Source organism: Pseudomonas sp. (assembly GCF_030698175.1).
Lineage (GTDB): Bacteria > Pseudomonadota > Gammaproteobacteria > Pseudomonadales > Pseudomonadaceae > Aquipseudomonas.
The window spans coordinates 110,451-131,573 of record NZ_JAUYNT010000003.1 but is presented as its reverse complement, the minus strand read 5'-3'; the positions used below and the strand labels follow the sequence as shown (position 1 = coordinate 131,573).

Genomic DNA, 21,123 nt, shown 5'->3' with positions numbered 1-21,123 from the left:
GTTCTAGCCATCGGTGAGTCTGTTGTCTCGGTGTATTGGCGGCATGTCTTGATACCCGAGAATAGCCAAACGAGTAGGGCGGTCAATCGAGCATTTTTCGAGCGACATTAAAAATTAATTCAGCAATTGAATTCGCCTTCAAGGCTGGAGGGGGCAGGGAATTAACCCTGCAGACGGTGCGCGTGCGGGCGGCGCGGCGCGGTAAATGACGCGTGCTGTGCCGCTAACAGTCGGCTTGTTGCGCCGGTTATGGGCCAGCGCTGATACGCTGGCTGTGTGATCAGTTAACGCGGCACACTGTCTGTGCTTGCAGTAAGAAACCCCGATCGACATGAGGGCTTAACTCCTATGCGTTTTCCTTCCATGACAGCGCTGCGCGCGCTGGATGCGGTTGCTCGATTGGGCAGCGTGTCCGAGGCGGCCAGCGAGTTGAACCTGACCCCCAGTGCGATTAGCCATCAGCTAAAAATCCTCGAGAATACCCTTGGCTTCGCCTTGACCGAGCGCATTGGTCGCGGCATTCGCATTACCTATCAAGGCGAGCTGTATGCGCGCGATATTCATCAGTTATTGGCCAGCATCTTGGAGGCGGGGCAACGTTTCGATGGCCAGCAAGTCAGTGGCCGGCTCTGTGTCAGCAGCCCTCCGGGGTTCTCCACCTATTGGATGTGCCAGCACATTGGGGCGTTTCAGCAGCTCTACCCGCAAATCGAGTTACAGCTGATTGCACCGCCGGTGCCCGGCGACATCGGCGATCAACGCGCGGATGTATTTATCTCTTACGGCGTCGGTGATTGGCCCGATCAGCGCGTCGAGCGGATTGTTAAGCTGCGCTCCTTTCCGGTCTGTAGCCCACGTTTGGCGATTGCCTCTGGCGGCTTAAAGAGCCCGCAAGAGTTGAGTTCCTGGTTGTTGTTGCATTTGTTTAATCAGTCCGATTGGCGGGTTTGGCTGGCCGCCGCCGATGCCTCGGCGGTCAATGCGAACAGCGGCATTGTGTTTTCCGATGCCAACTTTGTGCAGTCCGCCTGCATTGCCGGTCAGGGCATTGCGTTGGGCGATAACCTGGTAAGCGGTGAAGCCTTGGCGCAAGGATTGCTGATTCGGCCATTTGAATTGGAAGTCGAATCCGGTTACGGCTACTACCTGGTGAGCGATCAGCAGAAGGCCGAGCGGCCGGTGGTTCAGGCCTTTAGCGAGTGGGTCAAAACCCAGTTGAGTACCAGCGCTTTGATCCTGCAAGGCGGCCGTAAAATCCTAAAAGCGTGAATTTAATTGCTTAATTGCCAGTAAATTTTTCGATTGTTGTCATCCTCTTAGCGGCACTACTGTTTGCTCGTGTGTTACCTGGCTGAGCCAGCTCCATGCTGTTGGAGCGGCGCCGAGTCTCACCAGGTATCGCGGCTCTCAGTGCGTCAGGCGTCAGGCTATTGCCGAGGGTCTGGGCATAAGAATAAGAGGAATTTTGATGACCACTTGCGCTCAACTGTTGGTTCAATTGCTGGAAGGCTACGGCGTCGAAACCGTGTTCGGCATTCCCGGCGTACATACCGTTGAACTCTATCGGGGCTTGCATAACAGCAGCCTGCGCCATGTGAGCCCCCGCCATGAACAGGGCGCGGGGTTTATGGCCGACGGTTATGCGCGGGCCAGTGGTAAGCCCGCCGTGTGTTTCATTATTACCGGGCCGGGGATGACCAATATTCTGACCGCCATGGGCCAGGCCTATGCCGACTCGGTGCCTATGCTGGTGATCTCCACTACCAACCGGCGCGATCAGCTGCGCATGGGCCATGGTCATCTGCATGAACTGCCTGATCAGCGCGCCATGATCGGCGGCGTTTGCGCCTTCAGTCATACGCTGCAGTCACCGGCGCAGTTACCCGAAGTGCTGGCCCGCGCTTTCGCGATCTTCAATTGCGCGCGGCCGCGGCCGGTGCATATCGAGATTCCGCTGGATGTGCTCGACATGCCAGCCGCAGATCTGGACCGGTTGCCGCGCACCTTGCCCGGCGCACCAGTGCCAGCGCCAGCGGCGCTGTTGGCCGCAGCCAAACTACTCAGCGGCGCCAAACGTCCACTGATCCTTGCCGGCGGTGGTGCGCGTAACAGTGCGCAACTGTTGCAGCAATTGGCCGAGCGACTACAGGCCCCGGTGGCGCTGACCATCAATGCCCGTGGCCTGCTGCCCCTGGCCCATCCGTTGTTGCTAGATGGCGTGCAATCTTCCGAGCACGGGCGGGCCTTGTTTGATGAGGCCGATGTGGTGCTCGCGGTGGGCACCGAACTGGGTGAAACCGACTACGACTTTTTTGGCCGTGGGGCGCTGCAGTTTAAAGCGCCGCTGATTCGTCTCGATATTGACCCGATGCAAGTCATGAGTGCGCAACGGGCCCAGATTGCGCTGGTCGGCGATGCCGTTGAAGGGTTGCGCGCACTCTTGGCGCAAGCGGGGCCGCAACCGGCTCGCGGCAGCTGGGCCGTCGACAGCGTGGCGCGAGTGAATAACTGCGAGCGTAGCGGCTGGACCGCCAAGCAGCGCAGCATGCAGGAGCTGCTCGACCTGCTGCGCGATACCCTGAAAGAGCCGATTATTGTCGGCGACTCAACCCAGCCGGTGTACCAAGGCTCATTCGGCTATCAGGCCCCGGCGGCCAACAGTTGGTTCAATGCCAGCACGGGCTACGGCACCCTGGGCTACGGCTTGCCCGCCGCCATTGGCGCCAAGCTGGCGTGCCCCGAACGCCCGGTGGTGGCGTTGGTGGGCGACGGCGGCATGCAGTTTTCCTGTGCCGAGTTGATTGCCGCGCGCGAGGCCGGCGTTGGCGTGATTCTGGTGCTGTGGAATAACCACAGTTATGCCGAGATTCGCGACTACATGGTGGCCCGGGAAATTCCACCCTTGGGTGTGGACATTCTGCCGCCGGATTTCCAGGCCATGGCGTGCAGTTTTCATGTCGATCATTACGCGCCGACCAGCACCCAGAGCTTGCGGGCGTTGCTCGCCGACCTGGTCGGGATTACTGCGCCGGTGATGATTGAGTTGGTTGCCAGTAGCTTTTTACCCCACTAATTTTTTACCCCACTAAATAGGCGCCAGGTTGCCGTGCTCAACGTTCCGGCAACCGTTCATAAAACTTTTTTGACGGTGGCTCGACTGCTTGCCGAACACTCCGTTCGGCGCGCTGGGGCATAACGCTGTCATTTATTCAGCAGCAAAGACGAGGGCTCCATGACTGATGAAGCAAGCTTGATCTCGCGGGTGGACGGCGGCATTGCCTGGATTACCCTCAGCCGAGTGGCGCAACGCAACGCGCTGGACATTCCAACCATGCAGGCATTGCACGCCTTGCTTGCGCAGTTCAATAGCGATCCGGCGGTGCGCGTGCTGGTGCTAACTGGCAATGGTCGCAGCTTTTGCGCCGGGGCCGATGTCGCCGAATGGGCTGCCGCCGAGGCCCGTGGTGCGCTGGAAAGCTACGGCTGGACCGAAACCGCCCACGCCCTGATGAGCCGCCTGCACAGCCTGGAAAAACCCACTGTCGCCGCCATCAACGGCACCGCTGTCGGCGCTGGTATGGACCTGGCGTTGTGTTGTGATTTCCGGCTGGCCGCCCAGTCGGCACGCTTCAAGGCCGGTTATACCGGCATGGCCTACTCCCCGGACGCCGGTGCCAGCTGGCATTTGCCGCGCCTGATCGGCAGCGAACAAGCCAAGCGCCTGCTGTTTCTCGACGAACTCTGGAGCGCCCAGCAAGCCCTCGATGTGGGGCTGGTGGGCGAGCTGTGCAGCGACGAGCAACTGCTGGCCAGCGCCACTGAGTTGGCTGTCCGGCTGGCTAAGGGGCCGACCTTTGCCTTCGCGCAGACCAAACAACTGCTGCGTGACGGTGCGCTGCGCAGCTTGCCCGAGCAACTGAGCGCCGAGCTGAGCGCCGGTTTGCTCTGTGGTCGCAGTGAAGATGGTGCCGAAGCACTGCGCGCCGCGGTGGAAAAACGCAGCGCCACTTTCATCGGCCGCTAAGCCCCAGTACCCGAACTCCAGGTAGAGACATGAACTTCCAACTGAGCCAAGAACAACACATGTTGGTGGAAGCGGTAAAGAGCTTCGTCGCCAAGGAATTGCTGCCCCATGAAGCGGCGGTCGACCGTGCCGATGCGGTGTCGCCGGAGTTGGCCGCGCTGATTCGCGGCAAGGCCATCGCCGCCGGTTTCTACGCCTTCAACATGCCCGAAGAGGTCGGTGGCGGTGGCCTCGATTACCTGTCCCAGGCGTTGATCGAGCGGGAGTTGGCCAAGTGTTCCTGGGCGCTGCATGTGTTTGTCGCGCGGCCGTCGAAAATCCTCATGGCCTGCAAGGGCGCACAGATTGAGGACTACCTGCTGCCCTGTGTGCGCGGCGAGAAAATTGACTGCTTTGCCTTGACCGAACCGGGCGCTGGCTCCGACGCCAACGCGATCAAAACCCGCGCGGTGCCCGATGCGGATGACTATGTGCTGAACGGCAGTAAGCACTTCATCAGCCATGCCGGGCATGCCGACTTTGCCATCGTGTTTGCCGTCACCGGCACCTATGAGCACAACGGTCGCCAGCGCAATCAAGTGACCTCCTTTCTGGTCGATCGCGACACCCCAGGTATGACTATTCGCCGCGGACCTAAATGCGTGAGTAACCGTGGCTACCACACCTACGAAATGTTCTTCGACGATTGCCGGGTGCCGGCCAGCAAGGTGCTCGGCGAAGTCGGCAAAGGCTGGGAAGTGGCCAACGCTTGGTTGACGGCCGGGCGGGTGATGGTCGCGGCCAACTGTGTCGGTCAGGCGCAGCGGGCGCTGGAGGTGTCGCTGCAATGGGCGGCGGACCGCAAGCAGTTCGGTCAGGCCATCGGCAGCTACCAGGGGGTGTCCTTCAAGCTGGCCGACATGGCCACCGAAATTGCCGCTGCCGAACTGCTGACTCTGTTTACCGCCTGGAAAATGGACCAGGGCAACATGACCGACGGTGAGGCCGGCATGGCCAAGTTGTTCGCCAGCGAAGTGCTCGGCCGGGTGGCCGATGAGGCGGTGCAGATCTTCGGCGGGATGGGCTTGATGGATGAAGGGCCGGTGGAGCGCATCTGGCGCAATGCGCGGATCGAGCGGATCTGGGAAGGCACTTCGGAGATCCAGCGCCACATCATTTCCCGCGAGTTACTGCGCCCGCTACTGCGCTAGTCGGCTTGGAGAATCAGCATGTCCCAGCACACTGCAGCAATCAGAGAAAACCTCAAGCGCCTGCTGGCGCCCCGGCATTTGGCCTTTATCGGTGGGCGCAGCATGGCGCGGGCGTTGCGACGCTGCGCCGAGGGCGGTTTTCAGGGCCAGCTGTGGCTGGTCAATCCGCAGCATGAGAGCCTCGAAGGCGTGCCGTGCGTGCGCTCGGTGAGTGATCTGCCGTGCGCCCCGGATGCGGTGTTTATCGCCACCAATCGGGAACTGACCCTGGCCTGCGTCGCTGCACTGGCGGCCAAAGGGGCGGGTGGGGCGATTTGCTACGCCTCCGGCTTTGCCGAAACCGGCGCAGCGGGCCAGGCCCTGCAAGATCAGTTGCTGCAGGCCGCGGGTGACATGGCGCTACTCGGGCCCAACTGTTATGGCCTGCTCGACTACCTGCACAGCGCCGCATTGTGGCCGGTGGCCCATGGCGGTAAACCAGTGGAGAAGGGCGTGGCGGTGCTGACCCAGAGCGGCAACTTCGCCTACAACCTGTCGATGAGCGATCGCTCCTTGCCGATAGCCTATATGGCCTCGGTGGGCAACCAGGCCCAGCTGGGGGTTGCCGAACTGATGGATGTGCTGCTCGATGAACCGCGTGTGACGGCCATCGGTCTGCACCTGGAAGGGCTGAAGAATGTGCCGGGCTTTGCCCGCGCCGCGCACAAGGCACTGCAGAAGGGCATTCCGATCATCGCCCTGAAAACCGGGGTGTCGCAGTTGGGTGCGGAGCTCGCGCTCAGCCACACCAGCGCCTTGGCCGGCTCCGATGCCTTGTACGACAGCCTGTTCGAACGCCTTGGGGTGATTCGCGTCAGCGGCCCGGTGAGTTTTATGGAAACCCTCAAGGCCGCCGCCTGCGGCCAACTGCCGACGGGACCTGGGTTGATTGCCTTGGCCTGTTCCGGTGGCGACGCCGGGTTGATTGCCGACTATGCCGAAGGCAATGGCCTGCAACTGCCATCGCTGGATGACGGCCAACGCGTAGAACTGGCACAAGTACTGCCGAGCTACGCCAATCTGGTCAATCCGCTGGATTTCACCACGGCGATCTGGGGTGATCGAAAGGCTCTCGATGCGATGCTCGACAGCGCCCTGCGCACACCGGCAGATGCCGCCTTGCTGGTGCTCGACTATCCCGCTGAGAGCAGCGGCGAACGGCCGCAATGCGACCTGTTGCTGGAGCTGTTTTGCGCAGCGTTAGTACGTCACGGCAAGAGCGGGTTTGTCACGTCGGCCTTCCCTGAGTTGCTGCCGGCCTATGCCCGCGAGCGTCTGCACCAACAGGGCGTGGCCGCGTTGCAAGGGGTAGAGGAGGGTCTGGCCGCCTGGGGGCGAGTTGCCGGCTATCAGCAGCGGCGTCAGCAACTGCTGGCGCTCGGCGAGTCGGCACTGGTGCCGTTCTGCCCGCAGGCGCTCAGCAGCCAGGGGCAGTTGCTCGATGAGTGGCAGTCCAAGCAAGCGCTGCAGGCCTTTGGCTTGCCGATCCCAGCGGCGCGCTTGAGTACCCCGGCGCAGGCGCTGCAGGACGCCGCGCAGCTGGGTTATCCTCTGGTGCTCAAGGCGCTCAGTGCGCAGTTGCCGCACAAGACCGAGGCCGGCGCGGTGGCCCTCAATCTGGCCGATGCCGCCGCCTTGCAGGCGGCGCTGGAGCTGATGGGCCAACGCATTGCGGCCTACGCGCCGGGGGTGGCCTTTGATCGAGTGCTGTTGGAGCGCATGGCCGCGCCACCGTTGGCCGAGTTGATCGTCGGCATCAAGCGCGAAGAGGGCTTCGGCCTGGCGCTGGTGATCGGCGCCGGCGGGATTCTGGTGGAGTTGCTCAAGGACAGTCGCAGCCTGCTGCTGCCGACCACCGACGGCGCGATTCGTGGGGCCTTGCTGAGTTTACGCAGTGCGCCCTTGCTGCAAGGTTTTCGTGGCCGTCCGCCGGCGGATCTGGACGCGCTGGTGGCGGCAATTCGCGCTGTGGCCGATTACGCCGGCGAGCACGCCGAGCAGCTGCTGGAACTGGATGTGAATCCCTTACTGGTAGGCGCGAATGGCTGCGTGGCGGTCGATGCGCTGATTCGCCTGGCGCGCACGTGATGTGCCGTTGTATCTGGCCACGCTGTTGCTGCAATTGGCGACGGGACTGCTCTGCTCCTGGCCAGCGCCGACTGGTTGACCATCTTGGGCATGGTCGCGCGACTTCTGTTAACTCCTATCGATAAGGTCTTCCATGAATGTACTGATTGTTCATGCTCACCCAGAATCCCAGTCCTTTACTGCGGCGTTGCGCGATCAGGCGGTCAGCACCCTGCAGGCACAGGGGCATCAGGTGCAAGTCTCGGACCTGTATGCAATGAGCTGGAATCCGCTGGCCAGCGCCGCAGACTTCTGCGAACGGGAGAATCCGGATTACCTGGTGTATGCCCTCGAGCAACGCCTGGGGGCGAAGAAGCACAGCCTGGCAGCAGACATCCAGCAGGAGCTGGACAAGTTGCTGTGGGCCGATCTGCTGATTCTGAATTTCCCGCTGTACTGGTTTTCCGCGCCGGCCATGCTCAAAGGCTGGATCGACCGGGTGCTGGTCTCGGGCATCTGCTATGGCGGCAAGCGTTTCTATGATCAGGGTGGCCTGGCCGGCAAGCGGGCGCTGGTCACTGTGACCCTGGGCGGGCGTGAGCACATGTTTGGCGAGGGCGCCATTCACGGCCCGTTGGAAGACATGCTTAGACCCATTCTGCGCGGTACCCTGGCTTATGTCGGAATGCAGGTACTGCCGCCTTTTGTGGCTTGGCATGTGCCCTATATCAGCCAGGAGGCGCGGCAGGCGTATCTTGCCAGCTACGAGACGCGGCTGCAGCGCTTGAGTGATGATCGGCCTTTGCAGTTCCCCACGCTGGCGCAGTTCGATGACAAGCTTTATCCGCTCTGAATCTTGCCAACTGCGCCAAGTTACGGCGCTGGGTGACTTCTGTCGTTTGAGCTACTAGAATGCTCGCCTTTGATTCTGGGGCCAGAACGGCCTGTTTGTGTCTCTGTAACGAGGAATATCCATGCAAGTTTCAGTTGAAAGCACCTCCGCTCTTGAGCGCCGCATGACCATTGGCGTCCCGGCTGAGCGTATCGAGACCGAAGTTACTAAGCGCCTGCAGCAAACTGCACGTCGCGCCAAGGTTGCCGGTTTTCGTCCAGGCAAGGTGCCGATGAGCGTTATTCGTCAGCGCTATGAAGATGCTGCGCGTCAAGAGGCCTTGGGCGATTTGATCCAAGCGACTTTTTACGAAGCCGTGGCGGCGCAAAAGCTTAATCCGGCCGGTTCTCCTGCGGTTGAGCCAAAGCTGTTCGAGAAAGGCAAAGATCTTGAATACGTTGCCACCTTCGAAGTGTTCCCAGAATTTGAAGTGACTGGCCTGGAAGGCATCGCTATCGAGCGTCTGCAAGCCGAAGTGGCTGATGCCGATCTGGATAAAATGCTGGAAATCCTGCGCAAGCAGAACACTCGTTTTGAGAGCGCTGCGCGCGCCGCTCAAGAGGGCGATCAGCTGACTATCGACTTCGTTGGTAAAGTTGATGGTGAGGTCTTCGCTGGTGGTTCGGCCAAGGCGACTCAGCTGGTGCTGGGCTCGGGTCGGATGATTCCAGGTTTTGAAGACGGCTTGCTGGGCGCTGCTGCTGGCGAAGAGCGCGTACTGAATCTGACCTTCCCGGCTGATTACCAGAATCTGGAATTGGCCGGCAAAGCTGCTGAGTTCACCGTTAGCGTCACGGCTGTTGCCGCGCCAACGCTGCCTGAACTGAATGCTGAGTTCTTCGCGCTGTTCGGCGTGAAAGAAGGCGGTCTTGATGATTTCCGTGCCGAGGTTCGCAAGAACATGCAGCGCGAATTGCGTCAGGCGATCAAGTCTAAGGTTAAAAATCAGGTTATGGACGGCTTGCTGGCCGCTAACCCGATTGAAGTGCCAAAATCCTTGCTGGGCAACGAAGTTAATCGTCTGCGCGTGCAAGCGGTTCAGCAGTTCGGTGGCAATATCAAGCCAGACCAACTGCCGGCAGAGCTGTTTGAAGAGCAGGCACGTCGCCGTGTGGTACTGGGTTTGATCGTTGCTGAAGTGGTCAAGCAGTTCGAACTCAAGCCGGATGACGCTCGCGTTCGCGAGATGATTCAAGAGATGGCTTCGGCCTATCAAGAGCCAGAGCAGGTTGTGGCTTGGTACTACAAAAACGACCAGCAAATGAACGAAGTACGTTCGGTTGTACTGGAAGAACAAGTTGTAGATACTGTGCTGAGCAAGGCTAATGTGACCGATAAGTCGGTCTCTTACGAAGAAGCTGTCAAGCCGGTGGAAGCAGCACCTGCCGCCTGATTGCCTCGCCTCGTTCGAGTAACCACAAGCCAGCCGTCGTGCTGGCTTGTGTGTCTTTGAGATATGACATTTAGGGAGCGATCGCAGGCCATGTCCCGTAATTCTTATATGCAGCCCCACGATATTCAGGCTGCCGGCGGCTTAGTGCCAATGGTGGTTGAGCAGTCCGCCCGCGGCGAACGTGCCTACGATATTTATTCGCGCCTATTGAAAGAGCGTGTGATTTTCTTGGTTGGCCCGGTAGAAGACTACATGGCCAATCTGGTAGTTGCGCAGTTGCTGTTTCTGGAAGCCGAAAACCCAGAAAAAGACATCCATCTGTACATCAATTCGCCAGGCGGTTCGGTCACTGCGGGTATGTCGATTTACGACACCATGCAGTTTATCAAGCCAGACGTGTCGACCATTTGCATCGGTCAGGCCTGCAGCATGGGCGCCTTGTTGTTGGTCGGTGGTGCGGCAAACAAGCGTTACTGCCTGCCGCATTCGCGAATGATGATTCACCAGCCGTTGGGCGGTTTCCAGGGCCAGGCCTCGGACTTCGAGATTCACGCCAAGGAGATTTTGACTATTCGTGATCGCTTGAATCAGATCATGGCTCACCATACAGGTCAGCCGCTGGATGTGATTGCTCGCGACACTGATCGCGATAACTTCATGAGCGCCTCTGAAGCTGTTAGCTATGGTCTGATCGATAAAGTGATCAGCAAGCGCGAAATGGCCGTCTAAAATATCTGCAATATGCGATTGAACCCTGTTCGGTCGCCGATGCAGGCTTGAAAAAGCCTGCATTTGCCCTCATCTTGTGTTGCAAGCCTACTGGATTGGATTGAGCGAATGACTGATATCCGCAACGGCGAGGACAACGGCAAATTGCTTTATTGCTCCTTCTGCGGCAAAAGCCAGCATGAAGTGCGCAAATTGATTGCCGGCCCGTCGGTTTTTATCTGTGACGAATGCGTCGACCTGTGCAATGACATCATCCGTGAGGAGGTGCAGGAGGCTCAGGCCGAGAGCAGTGCACACAAACTCCCGGTGCCAAAAGAAATTAGCGGCATCCTTGATCAATATGTAATTGGTCAGGAACGGGCTAAAAAGGTTTTGGCGGTAGCGGTGTACAACCACTACAAGCGTCTTAATCAGCGCGACAAAAAGGATGATATTGAGCTCGGCAAGAGCAATATCCTGCTGATCGGTCCTACTGGCTCGGGTAAAACCTTGCTGGCTGAGACGTTGGCGCGCCTGCTGAATGTGCCCTTTACGATTGCCGATGCCACCACCCTGACCGAGGCTGGTTATGTCGGTGAGGATGTCGAGAACATCATTCAAAAGTTGTTGCAAAAATGTGATTACGACGTCGAAAAGGCCCAGATGGGTATCGTCTATATCGACGAAATCGACAAGATCTCGCGTAAATCCGATAACCCTTCGATTACCCGTGACGTTTCGGGTGAGGGCGTGCAACAGGCTTTGCTGAAATTGATCGAAGGCACTGTGGCCTCGGTGCCACCGCAAGGTGGGCGCAAGCATCCGCAGCAGGAGTTTCTGCAGGTTGATACACGCAATATTTTGTTCATTTGCGGTGGTGCTTTCTCGGGGTTGGAGAAGGTTATCCAGGGTCGTTCGACCAAGGGTGGCATCGGCTTTAACGCCGAAGTGCGCAGCGTCGATTTGGGCAAAAAAGTTGGCGAGTCACTGCGCGGCGTTGAGCCGGATGACTTGGTCAAGTTTGGTTTGATTCCTGAGTTCGTTGGTCGTTTACCGGTCATCGCAACCCTGGATGAGTTGGATGAGGCGGCGCTGATGCAAATCCTCACCGAGCCGAAAAACGCCTTGACCAAGCAATACGGCAAAATGTTCGAGATGGAAGGCGTGGTCCTGGAATTCCGTCCCGATGCGCTTAAAGCGGTGGCCCAGCGTGCGCTTGAGCGTAAGACTGGTGCGCGTGGTTTGCGTTCCATTCTTGAAGGTGTGCTGCTCGACACCATGTATGAAATTCCCTCGCAGTCAGAGGTTAGCAAAGTGGTTATCGATGAGAGTGTCATCGAGGGTAAATCCAAGCCGCTGCTGATCTATGAAAATAGCGAGTTGCCAGCCAAGGCTATGCCGGACGCTTGATAGCGTTTGATGCATGTTGAAACACTTTGTGTTGGAAAATATAGGGGCCTTCGGGCCCCTTTGTTTTTACTGCGCTATCGCTTGTTTTTTCCAGGGCCTACCCCCATCTTAGGTTCAAGGGTATTCCCATCTGTTTACGGCCAAATGGCCGCTGTTGAGCCGAGATCATGAAGACAATCCTCGAATTGCCGCTCTTGCCACTACGCGATGTAGTGGTCTATCCGCATATGGTCATACCGTTATTTGTGGGGCGCGAAAAATCCATTGAGGCCCTTGAGGCGGCAATGGCTGGCGACAAGCAAATCCTCTTGGTAGCCCAGAAAAATTCGGCCGATGACGACCCGAGCGAAGATGGCTTGTATCGGGTTGGTACCGTGGCCAGCGTGCTGCAGTTGCTTAAGCTTCCGGATGGCACCGTTAAGGTGCTGGTGGAGGGCGAGCAGCGCGGTGTCATTGAGCGCTTTGTGGATGCTGTCGGTTACAGCCGCGCCGAGGTGCAGCTAATCACTGAAACCCCGGCCGAGCAGCGCGAGGCGGAGGTCTTTACCCGTAGCCTGCTTAGCCAGTTTGAGCAGTATGTGCAGCTGGGTAAGAAGGTCCCGGCTGAGGTTTTGGCCTCGCTCAATGGGATAGATGAAGCCGGTCGCTTGGTCGATACCATGGCAGCGCACATGTTGCTGAAGATCGAGCAGAAGCAGGAAATTCTTGAGATTATTGACCTGACCGCACGGGTTGAGCATGTGCTGGTGCTGCTGGACACGGAAATCGACCTGTTGCAGGTTGAGAAACGTATCCGTGGCCGGGTCAAAAAACAGATGGAGCGCAGTCAGCGCGAGTACTACCTGAATGAGCAGATGAAGGCCATTCAGAAAGAATTGGGTGAAAGTGAAGACGGCCACAATGAGCTCGATGAGCTGAAAAAGCGCATCGAAGCCGCCGGCCTGAGCAAAGAAGCCTACGCCAAGGCGCAAACCGAACTGAGCAAGCTCAAGCAGATGTCACCGATGTCGGCTGAAGCCACGGTGGTGCGCTCATACATCGATTGGTTGGTCAATGTGCCATGGACTGCTGAGACCAAGGTGCGCCTGGATCTGACCAAGGCTGAAGATATTCTCGATGCCGATCACTATGGTCTGGATGAAGTCAAAGAGCGGATTCTTGAATACCTCGCGGTGCAAAAGCGCGTTAAAAAAGTTAAAGGGCCGGTAATTTGTTTGGTCGGCCCGCCGGGTGTGGGTAAGACCTCGCTGGCTGAATCCATCGCTCACGCGACTAATCGTAAGTTCGTGCGTATGGCACTGGGCGGCGTGCGAGATGAGGCGGAAATTCGTGGCCATCGGCGTACTTATATCGGCTCGATGCCGGGTCGTTTGATTCAAAAAATGACCAAAGTAGGCGTGCGTAATCCACTGTTCTTGCTCGATGAAATCGACAAGATGGGTCAGGATATGCGCGGTGATCCTGCCTCTGCATTGCTTGAGGTGCTTGACCCTGAGCAAAATCACAACTTCAACGATCACTATTTGGAGGTCGATTACGACCTCTCCGATGTGATGTTTCTCTGTACCGCCAACTCGATGAACATTCCGCCGGCGTTGCTTGATCGGATGGAAGTCATTCGTCTGCCGGGCTACACCGAAGACGAAAAAATCAATATCGCGATTAAGTATTTGACCCCCAAGCAAACCGAGGCCAATGGCCTGAAAAAAGGTGAGCTGGAGTTCGAAGAGGCGGCGATTCGCGACATAATTCGTTACTACAGCCGTGAAGCTGGGGTGCGTAGCCTTGAGCGGCAGATTGCCAAAATTTGTCGCAAGGCAGTGAAGGAGCACGCGCAAGAGAAACGCTTTAAAGTGCTGGTGACCGCCGATTCGCTCGAGCATTTCCTTGGGGTGCGCAAGCATCGTTATGGTTTGGCTGAGCAGCAGGACCAAATCGGTCAAGTTACCGGCTTGGCGTGGACCCAAGTTGGCGGTGAGCTGTTAACCATTGAAGCTGCTGTGGTGCCAGGCAAGGGGCAGCTGACCAAGACCGGCTCGCTGGGCGATGTCATGAGTGAATCGATCACTGCCGCCTTAACGGTGGTGCGCAGCCGGGCGCAGAGCCTGGGGATCGCTGTGGACTTCCACGAGAAGCGTGACATCCATATCCATATGCCGGAGGGTGCCACACCTAAAGATGGTCCTAGCGCGGGCGTTGGCATGTGCACGGCGCTGGTTTCGGCCCTGACCCAGATACCCGTACGGGCGGATGTGGCTATGACCGGTGAAATTACCCTGCGCGGACAGGTGCTGGCGATTGGCGGCCTCAAGGAAAAATTGCTGGCTGCACACCGTGGCGGAATCAAAACCGTGATCATTCCAGAGGAGAATGTGCGTGATCTGAAGGAGATTCCTGAGAATATTAAGCGGGACTTGGCAATTAAGCCGGTTAAATGGATTGACGAGGTCCTGCAAATTGCGCTGCAATACGCACCCGAGCCCTTGCCTGATGCGGGTTCGGCGATAGTTGCAAAGGATGACAAGCGCGAGACTGATTCCAACGAGCGAATTAGCACGCATTAGCCGGGGGGCTTTCCTGACACATTTTAGAGCCCTTGTCATAAAGCGGCTCTTGGTGTCTTGGTCAGCCGCCTAGCAAACGTTTTACACTGCAAGAAATTCAACAAAATAACTTAATAAGTAAGGGGACTAGAGTGAATAAGTCGGAACTGATTGATGCCATCGCAGCATCTGCTGATATCCCGAAAGCTGTTGCCGGCCGTGCGCTGGACGCAGTAATTGAATCCGTTACCGGTGCTCTGAAGGCTGGTGATTCGGTAGTGCTGGTTGGTTTTGGTACTTTCGCTGTTAAAGATCGCGCTGCACGCACTGGCCGCAATCCACAAACCGGTAACCCGATCAGCATCGCTGCTGCCAAGATCCCTGGTTTCAAAGCCGGTAAAGCCCTGAAAGACGCCGTTAACTAAGCATCTTTGGGGTTTTGCCCTTCCAGTTTAGGTTTGCCCTAAGCTGGCAGCGGAGCGGTAGTTCAGTCGGTTAGAATACCGGCCTGTCACGCCGGGGGTCGCGGGTTCGAGTCCCGTCCGCTCCGCCAGTTTCTCGAAGGCGCATCCTCGGATGCGCCTTTCTTATATTCGGATTTCACCCGCGCTGCACGGCTGGTAAATCAGTACAGCCGATTCTGGGGGACGCATGCTGCAAGACATCAGGGACAAATCACAGGGCTGGATTGCTAAAACAATCATCGGCGTAATTGTTGTGTTGATGGCGTTTACTGGCGTTGAGGCCATTTTTCAGGCCACCAGCAACAGTCAGGACGCCGCTGAGGTAAATGGCGAGGCGATCAGTCAGAGCGAGTTGGCACAAGCTGCTGACTTGCAGCGCCGGCAGATGATGCAGCGGCTGGGCAAGGATTTTGATGCCTCGTTACTCGACGACAAAATGCTTAAAGATGCGGCACTTAAAGGTCTGATTGAGCGCAAGATTTTGCTGCAAAGCGCAACCAGTGCTGGTTTTGCGCTTTCCTCCGCCGCACTGGATCAAGTGATTTTGCAGATTCCGGCCTTTCAAGAGGGCGGCAAATTTAATGCCGACCTCTTTGATCAGCGGATTCGTCAGCAAGGCTTCACTCGCATGCAATTTCGTCAGGAGCTGGAGAAAGATATTCTCACCAGCCAGCTGCAGGCGGGGGTTGCCGGTAGCGGTTTTGTTACCGATGAAGAGATCCAGGCATTTGCTCGCTTAGAAAAACAAACCCGTGATTTCGCCACCCTGGCGCTGAAGGCAGATCCCAAAGCCGTCAAGCTCAGTGATGAGCAGTTGCAGGCTTACTACAACGAGCGCAACAGTCAGTTCATGAGCCAGGAACAGGTAGTTCTTGAGTATATCGAGCTGAAAAAGGCTGCTTTCTTTGATCAGGTTGAGGTTAAAGACGAGGACCTGCAAAGCGCTTATCAAAAGGAAATTGCCAGCTTGGCTGAGCAGCGCCAAGCAGCGCACATCCTTTTGGAGGTGAACGACAAGCTTAGCGATGCTCAAGCGAGGGCGCAGATCGAAGCGCTCAAGCAGCGCCTCGATCAAGGTGAAGACTTTGCCAAGTTGGCCAAGGAGTTCTCCAAAGATCCAGGCTCGGCGACCAAGGGTGGGGATTTAGGTTATGCCGCGCCTGGTGTCTACGACCCGGCGTTTGAAGAGGCGCTCTATGGCCTTAAGCAAGGCGATGTTTCGGCTCCTGTGCGCAGTCAGTTCGGTTGGCATCTCATCAAATTGCTGGGTGTACAAGCACCGCAAGTACCGAGCTTTGCCAGCTTGAAAGATAAGTTGATCAACGATTTGAAGGCGCAGCAAGTTGAGGCGCGTTTTGTAGAAGTCAGCAAAGAACTCGAAGATGCTGCTTTTGAAGCCTCAGACCTTGCGCAGCCTGCGCAGGAGCAGGGCTTGCAGGTGAAAACCAGCGCCGCTTTTGGCCGCGAAGGTGGCGTTGGGGTGACCGCCAACCGGCAGGTTATTCAAGCCGCGTTTAGCCAGGAAGTGCTGGAAGATTCGGCCAACAGTGGTGCAATCGAGCTTGATCCAGAGACAGTGGTGGTCCTGCGCGTTAAAGAGCATCACAAACCGGCGCTGCTACCATTTGCCGAGGTTTCTGCGGGTATTCGTGAGCAGCTGACTGTCGAGCATGCCAGTGAGGCGGTAAAGGCCAAAGGTGAAGCACTGCTGGTGAGTTTGCGTGAGGGCAAGACGCCGGTTGCTCAGGCGCAGGACGGTCAAGCCTGGAAACTGGTAGAGGCTGCTACGCGTAACCAGGAAGGCGTTGATCCGCTGGTATTGCAGCAGGTTTTTCGCATGCCTAAACCAGCTAGCGCTGACAAACCTACTTTTGTTGGGGTAAGTCTTGCTGGTGGTGACTTTGTCTTGGTGCGACTAAACGGCGTCAACGCGCCAGTAGAGGCCTTGAGTGATGAAGAGAAGGCTATGTACCGGCGCTTTCTGACCTCCCGCAGCGGTCAGCAGGACTTTACTGCTTACAGCCGCCAGCAAGAGGTGGCAGCGAAAATTGAGCGTTTCTAACGCCTAGATCGAGCTGCTCATTCAGAATCAAAAAAGGCCGCTCAGTTGAGCGGCCTTTTTTGTGGGGGCGGTTGGCAAGTTAGGCTTCGGCCTTGCTTGCTTCAAGTTGTGGGGTAAGTGCAGCTGTCGGGTGCGATGCCGCGGGGTCGCAGATATTGATGGCATGCAAGCCTTTTGGCCCCTGCACTATATCGAAACTGACCGCCTGGCCCGCTTTAAGGGTCTTGTAGCCGTCCATTTGGATAGCTGAGAAATGGGCGAACAGGTCCTCATCTTGGCCGTCTGCCAGGATAAATCCATAGCCTTTGGCGTTGTTGAACCACTTGACCTTACCGCTAAGCATGCTGACATCCCTCTGCAAAGGACTCCATCTCTGGAGTATCATCCACTCCGGTTGCGCGCGCCAAACAAGCATTTGACTGGTGCTGCGAAACCCCTAATACCCGCTCGGGTATTAATTGTTTGTAACACTGTTTTGCCGATAGTCAAGGTCATGCAGCGGGCGGCTGAGAAGTCGTTCAAACTCCTTCTGCATCCAGTCACTCTATTACGAAGCTTTCTCTCCCGTATGCGTGCAATTAGCCAGATTCGACTAACATTAAATCAGGATCATCCAGGCTTCGATGAGGACGATTCTTCCGGTGTGGCCGTGCAGGAGTCAAAGCCTGCATTGCAAGCACCACCGATGTACAAGGTGATTCTGTTTAACGATGACTACACGCCAATGGATTTTGTGGTCGAGGTGCTTGAAGTGTTTTTCAGCCTTAATCGTGAGCAGGCGACCAAGGTTATGCTGACCGTCCATACTGAAGGGCGTGCAGTTTGCGGACTGTTTACTCGGGATATCGCCGAAACCAAAGCGATGCAGGTTAATCAGTACGCGCGAGAGAGCCAGCATCCGCTGCTCTGTGAAATAGAGAAAGACGGTTAGTTTTAGTCGTTTTGGGTATGAGGTACAGCCATGTTAAATCGAGAGCTCGAAGTTACCCTCAACCTCGCCTTTAAGGAGGCCCGCGCCAAGCGTCATGAATTTATGACGGTGGAGCATTTGCTGCTGGCACTGTTGGATAACGAGGCGGCGTCGTCGGTGCTGCGCGCGTGCGGCGCAAATCTAGATAAGTTGCGGCATGATTTGCAGGAGTTTATCGACTCCACCACGCCCCTGATTCCAGCCCATGATGATGCGCGAGAAACCCAGCCAACCTTGGGTTTTCAGCGGGTTTTGCAGCGTGCGGTATTTCATGTGCAAAGCTCTGGCAAGCGTGAGGTCAGTGGTGCGAATGTGCTGGTGGCGATTTTTAGCGAGCAAGAAAGCCAGGCCGTGTTCTTGCTTAAGCAGCAAAGTGTTGCGCGCATTGATGTGGTCAATTTCATCGCCCATGGCATTTCTAAAGTACCCGGCCACGGTGATCACTCCGAGGGCGAGCAAGAGTCTCAAGAAGATGAGGGTGGTGAGTCGAGTTCGGCGAGCAACCCACTGGATAGCTACACCAGCAACCTTAATGAGCTGGCCCGCCAGGGGCGGATTGATCCGCTGGTTGGTCGTGAACTAGAAGTTGAGCGAGTTGCGCAGATTCTCGCGCGGCGGCGTAAAAACAATCCGTTGTTGGTGGGTGAGGCGGGGGTTGGTAAGACGGCCATTGCCGAGGGCTTGGCCAAGCGTATTGTCGACAGCCAAGTGCCTGACCTGCTGGCGGATAGCGTGGTTTATTCGCTCGATTTGGGGGCTCTGCTGGCGGGTACCAAGTACCGTGGTGACTTTGAGAAGCGCTTCAAGGCGCTGCTCAATGAGTTGCGTAAACGCCCCCATGCGATTTTATTTATTGACGAAATTCACACCATTATCGGCGCCGGAGCGGCATCTGGCGGTGTAATGGATGCGTCGAATTTGCTCAAGCCTATGCTTTCATCGGGTGAGATTCGCTGCATAGGTTCGACTACCTTCCAAGAGTTTCGCGGCATTTTCGAGAAGGATCGCGCATTGGCGCGGCGCTTTCAGAAGGTCGACGTGGTCGAGCCCTCGGTGGAAGACACTGTTGGCATCCTGCGCGGGCTCAAGGCGCGTTACGAACTGCATCACCACATCGAATACAGTGATGGGGCTTTACGCGCCGCCGCTGAGCTTGCAGCGCGCTATATCAATGATCGGCATATGCCCGATAAGGCCATTGATGTCATTGATGAGGCTGGCGCTTATCAGCGCCTGCAGCCGGAGGCGAGTCGGCTTAAGCTGATCGATGTGGCGCAGGTTGAAGATATAGTCGCCAAGATTGCGCGAATTCCGCCAAAGCATGTCAGCAGCTCCGACAAAGAGTTGTTGCGCAATCTTGAGCGCGATTTGAAATTGACCGTATTCGGTCAGGATGCAGCCATCGACTCCTTGGCCACTGCGATCAAGCTGTCGCGTGCCGGCTTGAAGTCTCCTGGCAAACCAGTCGGTTCGTTTTTGTTTGCCGGTCCCACCGGGGTTGGTAAAACCGAGGCGGCGCGGCAGTTGTCGCGGGCCATGGGCATTGAGTTAGTGCGCTTTGATATGTCCGAGTACATGGAGCGCCATACCGTTTCGCGCTTGATCGGTGCGCCACCAGGTTATGTCGGCTTTGATCAAGGTGGCCTGCTTACCGAGGCCATCACCAAGACGCCGCATTGCGTGTTGCTGCTCGATGAAATTGAAAAGGCGCACCCTGAAGTCTTCAATCTGCTGTTGCAGGTTATGGATCACGGCACCTTGACTGACAATAACGGCCGCAAGGCAGATTTCCGTAATGTCATTCTGATCATGACCACCAATGCCGGTGCCGAGACTGCCGCGCGCACGTCCATGGGCTTTACGCACCAGGACCATGCCTCTGACACCATGGAGATCATCAAGAAGAGCTTTACGCCGGAGTTCCGTAATCGTCTCGATACGATTATCCAGTTTGGCCGTTTGAGCCATGAGGTGATCAAAAGTATCGTCGATAAGTTTCTTACTGAACTGCAGGCTCAGCTGGAAGATAAGCATGTGTTGCTGGAAGTTAGCCATGCGGCACGTGACTGGCTGGCTGAGCGTGGCTATGACGCGCAAATGGGCGCGCGGCCGATGACTCGTTTGATTCAAGACAAAATCAAGCGGCCCCTGGCTGAGGAGATTTTGTTTGGTGAGTTGGCCGAGCATGGCGGCGTGGTGCATATCGATGTCGAGGCAGGCGAGCTGACGTTCGACTTTGAAACCTCGGCAGAGATGGCTTAGGCGGTAAATCGTAAGCAATAAAAAACGCCCGGCTAGCCGGGCGTTTTTTATTCGACCAGATTAACGGGCGCGGTAAGTGATGCGCCCTTTGCTCAAGTCGTACGGTGTCAACTCAACACGTACCTTGTCGCCGGTCAGAATGCGGATGTAGTTCTTACGCATCTTGCCGGAAATGTGCGCGGTAACGACGTGCCCATTTTCCAACTCCACACGGAACATGGTGTTGGGTAGGGTGTCGACGACAGTGCCTTCCATTTCGAAGCTGTCTTCTTTCGCCATGCAGTAAAATCCTCGGTAACCAATGATTGGCCCGGTGCAACTGGCTCCAGGCAAAAGCGGCGTGCATTGTGCCCGAAAAATGCCCTATACGCCAAGGACTTCAGGTCAGTATCGTCCAGGATTGATTGACAAACAGCTCTATTGGGCGGTATTGCGTCTTGTAATTCATCTTTCTACAGTTCTTGATCCAGTAGCCGAGATACACGCAGTGCAGACCTAGTCGGGCTGTTTCGGCTATTTGCCAAAGAATTGCGTACCGACCCAAGCTGCGCCGTTCATGGTTAGGGTCGTAAAAGGTATACACCGCAGAAAGTCCGCTGGGTAGCAAGTCGGTCACCGCTACGGCGAGCAATTGGCCGTTTAGGCGAAACTCATAAAAGTATGAAAACTCCAGGTCGCGCACTAAAAAGGTCGAAAATTGCTCGCGATTGGGTGGGTACATGTCGCCATCGGCATGTTGTTGTTCGATGTAGCGCGCATACAGCGCGTAATACTCCTCGCTAAAGATCGGGCGCGCTGCAGTGACTGTTAAATCGGCGTTGCGCTTGATGATGCGCCGCTGTTGTCTGTTTGGACTAAATAGCGCGGCTGGCAGGCGCGCTGGAATACAGGCGGAGCAGTTCTGGCAATGGGGTCGATACAGGTGGTCGCCGCTGCGGCGAAAGCCTACCTCGGAAAGCTTGGCATACACCGCCACATCCATTGGCTGACTGGGGTCAAGAAACAGGGTGGTGGCCTGTTCGGTGGGCAGGTAGCTACAGGGATGCTCTTGAGTGGCATAGAATTTCAGGTGCGCCAACTCGGTCATGCTCAGCCCTCA

17 protein-coding genes and 1 tRNA gene are annotated in these 21,123 nt (G+C 56.8%); 15 read left to right on the top strand and 3 right to left on the bottom strand.

Annotation, left to right across the window (positions count from 1 at the left end; genetic code table 11):
• Positions 1–348: 348 nt before the first annotated feature.
• From Q8R10_RS01690 to Q8R10_RS01630, 13 genes are all read left to right on the top strand, one after another.
• Positions 349–1,269, top strand: a complete 921-nt coding sequence (locus tag Q8R10_RS01690; protein ID WP_305650432.1) for a LysR substrate-binding domain-containing protein — start codon at positions 349–351, stop codon at positions 1,267–1,269.
• Between the two features lie 199 nt (positions 1,270–1,468).
• Positions 1,469–3,073 carry a 5-guanidino-2-oxopentanoate decarboxylase gene (locus tag Q8R10_RS01685; protein WP_305650431.1) on the top strand — a complete coding sequence of 535 codons (1,605 nt, stop codon included), beginning with the start codon at positions 1,469–1,471 and terminating at the stop codon, positions 3,071–3,073.
• A gap of 159 nt (positions 3,074–3,232) precedes the next feature.
• Entirely contained in the window at positions 3,233–4,024 is a 792-nt protein-coding gene (locus tag Q8R10_RS01680; RefSeq protein WP_305650429.1) for an enoyl-CoA hydratase/isomerase family protein, read from the top strand.
• 29 nt (positions 4,025–4,053) lie between these two features.
• Positions 4,054–5,214: an acyl-CoA dehydrogenase family protein gene (locus tag Q8R10_RS01675; RefSeq protein ID WP_305650427.1), complete on the top strand. Its 1,161-nt coding sequence runs from the start codon at positions 4,054–4,056 to the stop codon at positions 5,212–5,214.
• A gap of 18 nt (positions 5,215–5,232) precedes the next feature.
• The gene (locus tag Q8R10_RS01670; protein ID WP_305650425.1) at positions 5,233–7,341 is read left to right on the top strand and encodes an acetate--CoA ligase family protein; all 2,109 of its coding nucleotides are present in this window, start codon (positions 5,233–5,235) and stop codon (positions 7,339–7,341) included.
• Between the two features lie 133 nt (positions 7,342–7,474).
• Positions 7,475–8,173: an NAD(P)H-dependent oxidoreductase gene (locus tag Q8R10_RS01665; RefSeq protein WP_305650423.1), complete on the top strand. Its 699-nt coding sequence runs from the start codon at positions 7,475–7,477 to the stop codon at positions 8,171–8,173.
• Between the two features lie 121 nt (positions 8,174–8,294).
• Positions 8,295–9,605, top strand: a complete 1,311-nt coding sequence (gene tig / locus Q8R10_RS01660) for a trigger factor (protein WP_305650422.1) — start codon at positions 8,295–8,297, stop codon at positions 9,603–9,605.
• A 90-nt stretch (positions 9,606–9,695) separates the two neighbouring features.
• Complete coding sequence (gene clpP / locus Q8R10_RS01655) at positions 9,696–10,334, top strand: ATP-dependent Clp endopeptidase proteolytic subunit ClpP (RefSeq protein WP_305650421.1); 639 nt, start codon at positions 9,696–9,698, stop codon at positions 10,332–10,334.
• Positions 10,335–10,442: 108 nt separating this feature from the next.
• Positions 10,443–11,723, top strand: coding sequence for an ATP-dependent Clp protease ATP-binding subunit ClpX (gene clpX, locus Q8R10_RS01650; protein ID WP_305650420.1), 1,281 nt, complete (start codon positions 10,443–10,445; stop codon positions 11,721–11,723).
• A 167-nt stretch (positions 11,724–11,890) separates the two neighbouring features.
• Positions 11,891–14,287 carry an endopeptidase La gene (lon, locus tag Q8R10_RS01645; protein WP_305650419.1) on the top strand — a complete coding sequence of 799 codons (2,397 nt, stop codon included), beginning with the start codon at positions 11,891–11,893 and terminating at the stop codon, positions 14,285–14,287.
• A 131-nt stretch (positions 14,288–14,418) separates the two neighbouring features.
• On the top strand, positions 14,419–14,691 hold the full coding sequence (locus Q8R10_RS01640; protein WP_305650417.1) for an HU family DNA-binding protein: 273 nt from the start codon (positions 14,419–14,421) through the stop codon (positions 14,689–14,691).
• A 51-nt stretch (positions 14,692–14,742) separates the two neighbouring features.
• Positions 14,743–14,819: transfer RNA gene (locus Q8R10_RS01635), tRNA-Asp, on the top strand.
• Positions 14,820–14,917: 98 nt separating this feature from the next.
• Positions 14,918–16,792, top strand: coding sequence for a SurA N-terminal domain-containing protein (locus Q8R10_RS01630; protein WP_305650416.1), 1,875 nt, complete (start codon positions 14,918–14,920; stop codon positions 16,790–16,792).
• Between the two features lie 79 nt (positions 16,793–16,871).
• On the opposite strand, the gene cspD is transcribed toward Q8R10_RS01630, so the two are convergent.
• Positions 16,872–17,135: a cold shock domain-containing protein CspD gene (gene cspD, locus Q8R10_RS01625; RefSeq protein ID WP_305650414.1), complete on the bottom strand. Its 264-nt coding sequence runs from the start codon at positions 17,133–17,135 to the stop codon at positions 16,872–16,874.
• 225 nt (positions 17,136–17,360) lie between these two features.
• Here cspD and clpS point away from each other — a divergent pair, with 225 nt between their 5' ends.
• Both clpS and clpA read left to right on the top strand, forming a co-directional pair.
• Entirely contained in the window at positions 17,361–17,723 is a 363-nt protein-coding gene (gene clpS, locus Q8R10_RS01620; protein ID WP_305650413.1) for an ATP-dependent Clp protease adapter ClpS, read from the top strand.
• A gap of 30 nt (positions 17,724–17,753) precedes the next feature.
• Positions 17,754–20,024: an ATP-dependent Clp protease ATP-binding subunit ClpA gene (gene clpA, locus Q8R10_RS01615; RefSeq protein ID WP_305650411.1), complete on the top strand. Its 2,271-nt coding sequence runs from the start codon at positions 17,754–17,756 to the stop codon at positions 20,022–20,024.
• 60 nt (positions 20,025–20,084) lie between these two features.
• Here the strand turns inward: clpA and infA are convergent, their stop codons facing one another.
• Together infA and Q8R10_RS01605 are read right to left on the bottom strand one after the other, a co-directional pair.
• The gene (gene infA / locus Q8R10_RS01610; protein ID WP_305650409.1) at positions 20,085–20,303 is read right to left on the bottom strand and encodes a translation initiation factor IF-1; all 219 of its coding nucleotides are present in this window, start codon (positions 20,301–20,303) and stop codon (positions 20,085–20,087) included.
• Positions 20,304–20,403: 100 nt separating this feature from the next.
• Positions 20,404–21,111, bottom strand: coding sequence for an arginyltransferase (locus Q8R10_RS01605; protein WP_305650407.1), 708 nt, complete (start codon positions 21,109–21,111; stop codon positions 20,404–20,406).
• Between the last annotated feature and the right edge of the window lie 12 nt (positions 21,112–21,123).

Bases quoted from the DNA above. Each gene is read 5' to 3' on its own strand.
- Q8R10_RS01690 (WP_305650432.1), top strand. From the start codon at position 349: ATGCGTTTTCCTTCCATGACAGCGCTGCGCGCGCTGGATGCGGTTGCT.
- Q8R10_RS01685 (WP_305650431.1), top strand. From the start codon at position 1,469: ATGACCACTTGCGCTCAACTGTTGGTTCAATTGCTGGAAGGCTACGGC.
- Q8R10_RS01680 (WP_305650429.1), top strand. From the start codon at position 3,233: ATGACTGATGAAGCAAGCTTGATCTCGCGGGTGGACGGCGGCATTGCC.
- Q8R10_RS01675 (WP_305650427.1), top strand. From the start codon at position 4,054: ATGAACTTCCAACTGAGCCAAGAACAACACATGTTGGTGGAAGCGGTA.
- Q8R10_RS01670 (WP_305650425.1), top strand. From the start codon at position 5,233: ATGTCCCAGCACACTGCAGCAATCAGAGAAAACCTCAAGCGCCTGCTG.
- Q8R10_RS01665 (WP_305650423.1), top strand. From the start codon at position 7,475: ATGAATGTACTGATTGTTCATGCTCACCCAGAATCCCAGTCCTTTACT.
- tig (WP_305650422.1), top strand. From the start codon at position 8,295: ATGCAAGTTTCAGTTGAAAGCACCTCCGCTCTTGAGCGCCGCATGACC.
- clpP (WP_305650421.1), top strand. From the start codon at position 9,696: ATGTCCCGTAATTCTTATATGCAGCCCCACGATATTCAGGCTGCCGGC.
- clpX (WP_305650420.1), top strand. From the start codon at position 10,443: ATGACTGATATCCGCAACGGCGAGGACAACGGCAAATTGCTTTATTGC.
- lon (WP_305650419.1), top strand. From the start codon at position 11,891: ATGAAGACAATCCTCGAATTGCCGCTCTTGCCACTACGCGATGTAGTG.
- Q8R10_RS01630 (WP_305650416.1), top strand. From the start codon at position 14,918: ATGCTGCAAGACATCAGGGACAAATCACAGGGCTGGATTGCTAAAACA.
- cspD (WP_305650414.1), bottom strand. From the start codon at position 17,135: ATGCTTAGCGGTAAGGTCAAGTGGTTCAACAACGCCAAAGGCTATGGA.
- clpS (WP_305650413.1), top strand. From the start codon at position 17,361: ATGCGTGCAATTAGCCAGATTCGACTAACATTAAATCAGGATCATCCA.
- clpA (WP_305650411.1), top strand. From the start codon at position 17,754: ATGTTAAATCGAGAGCTCGAAGTTACCCTCAACCTCGCCTTTAAGGAG.
- infA (WP_305650409.1), bottom strand. From the start codon at position 20,303: ATGGCGAAAGAAGACAGCTTCGAAATGGAAGGCACTGTCGTCGACACC.
- Q8R10_RS01605 (WP_305650407.1), bottom strand. From the start codon at position 21,111: ATGACCGAGTTGGCGCACCTGAAATTCTATGCCACTCAAGAGCATCCC.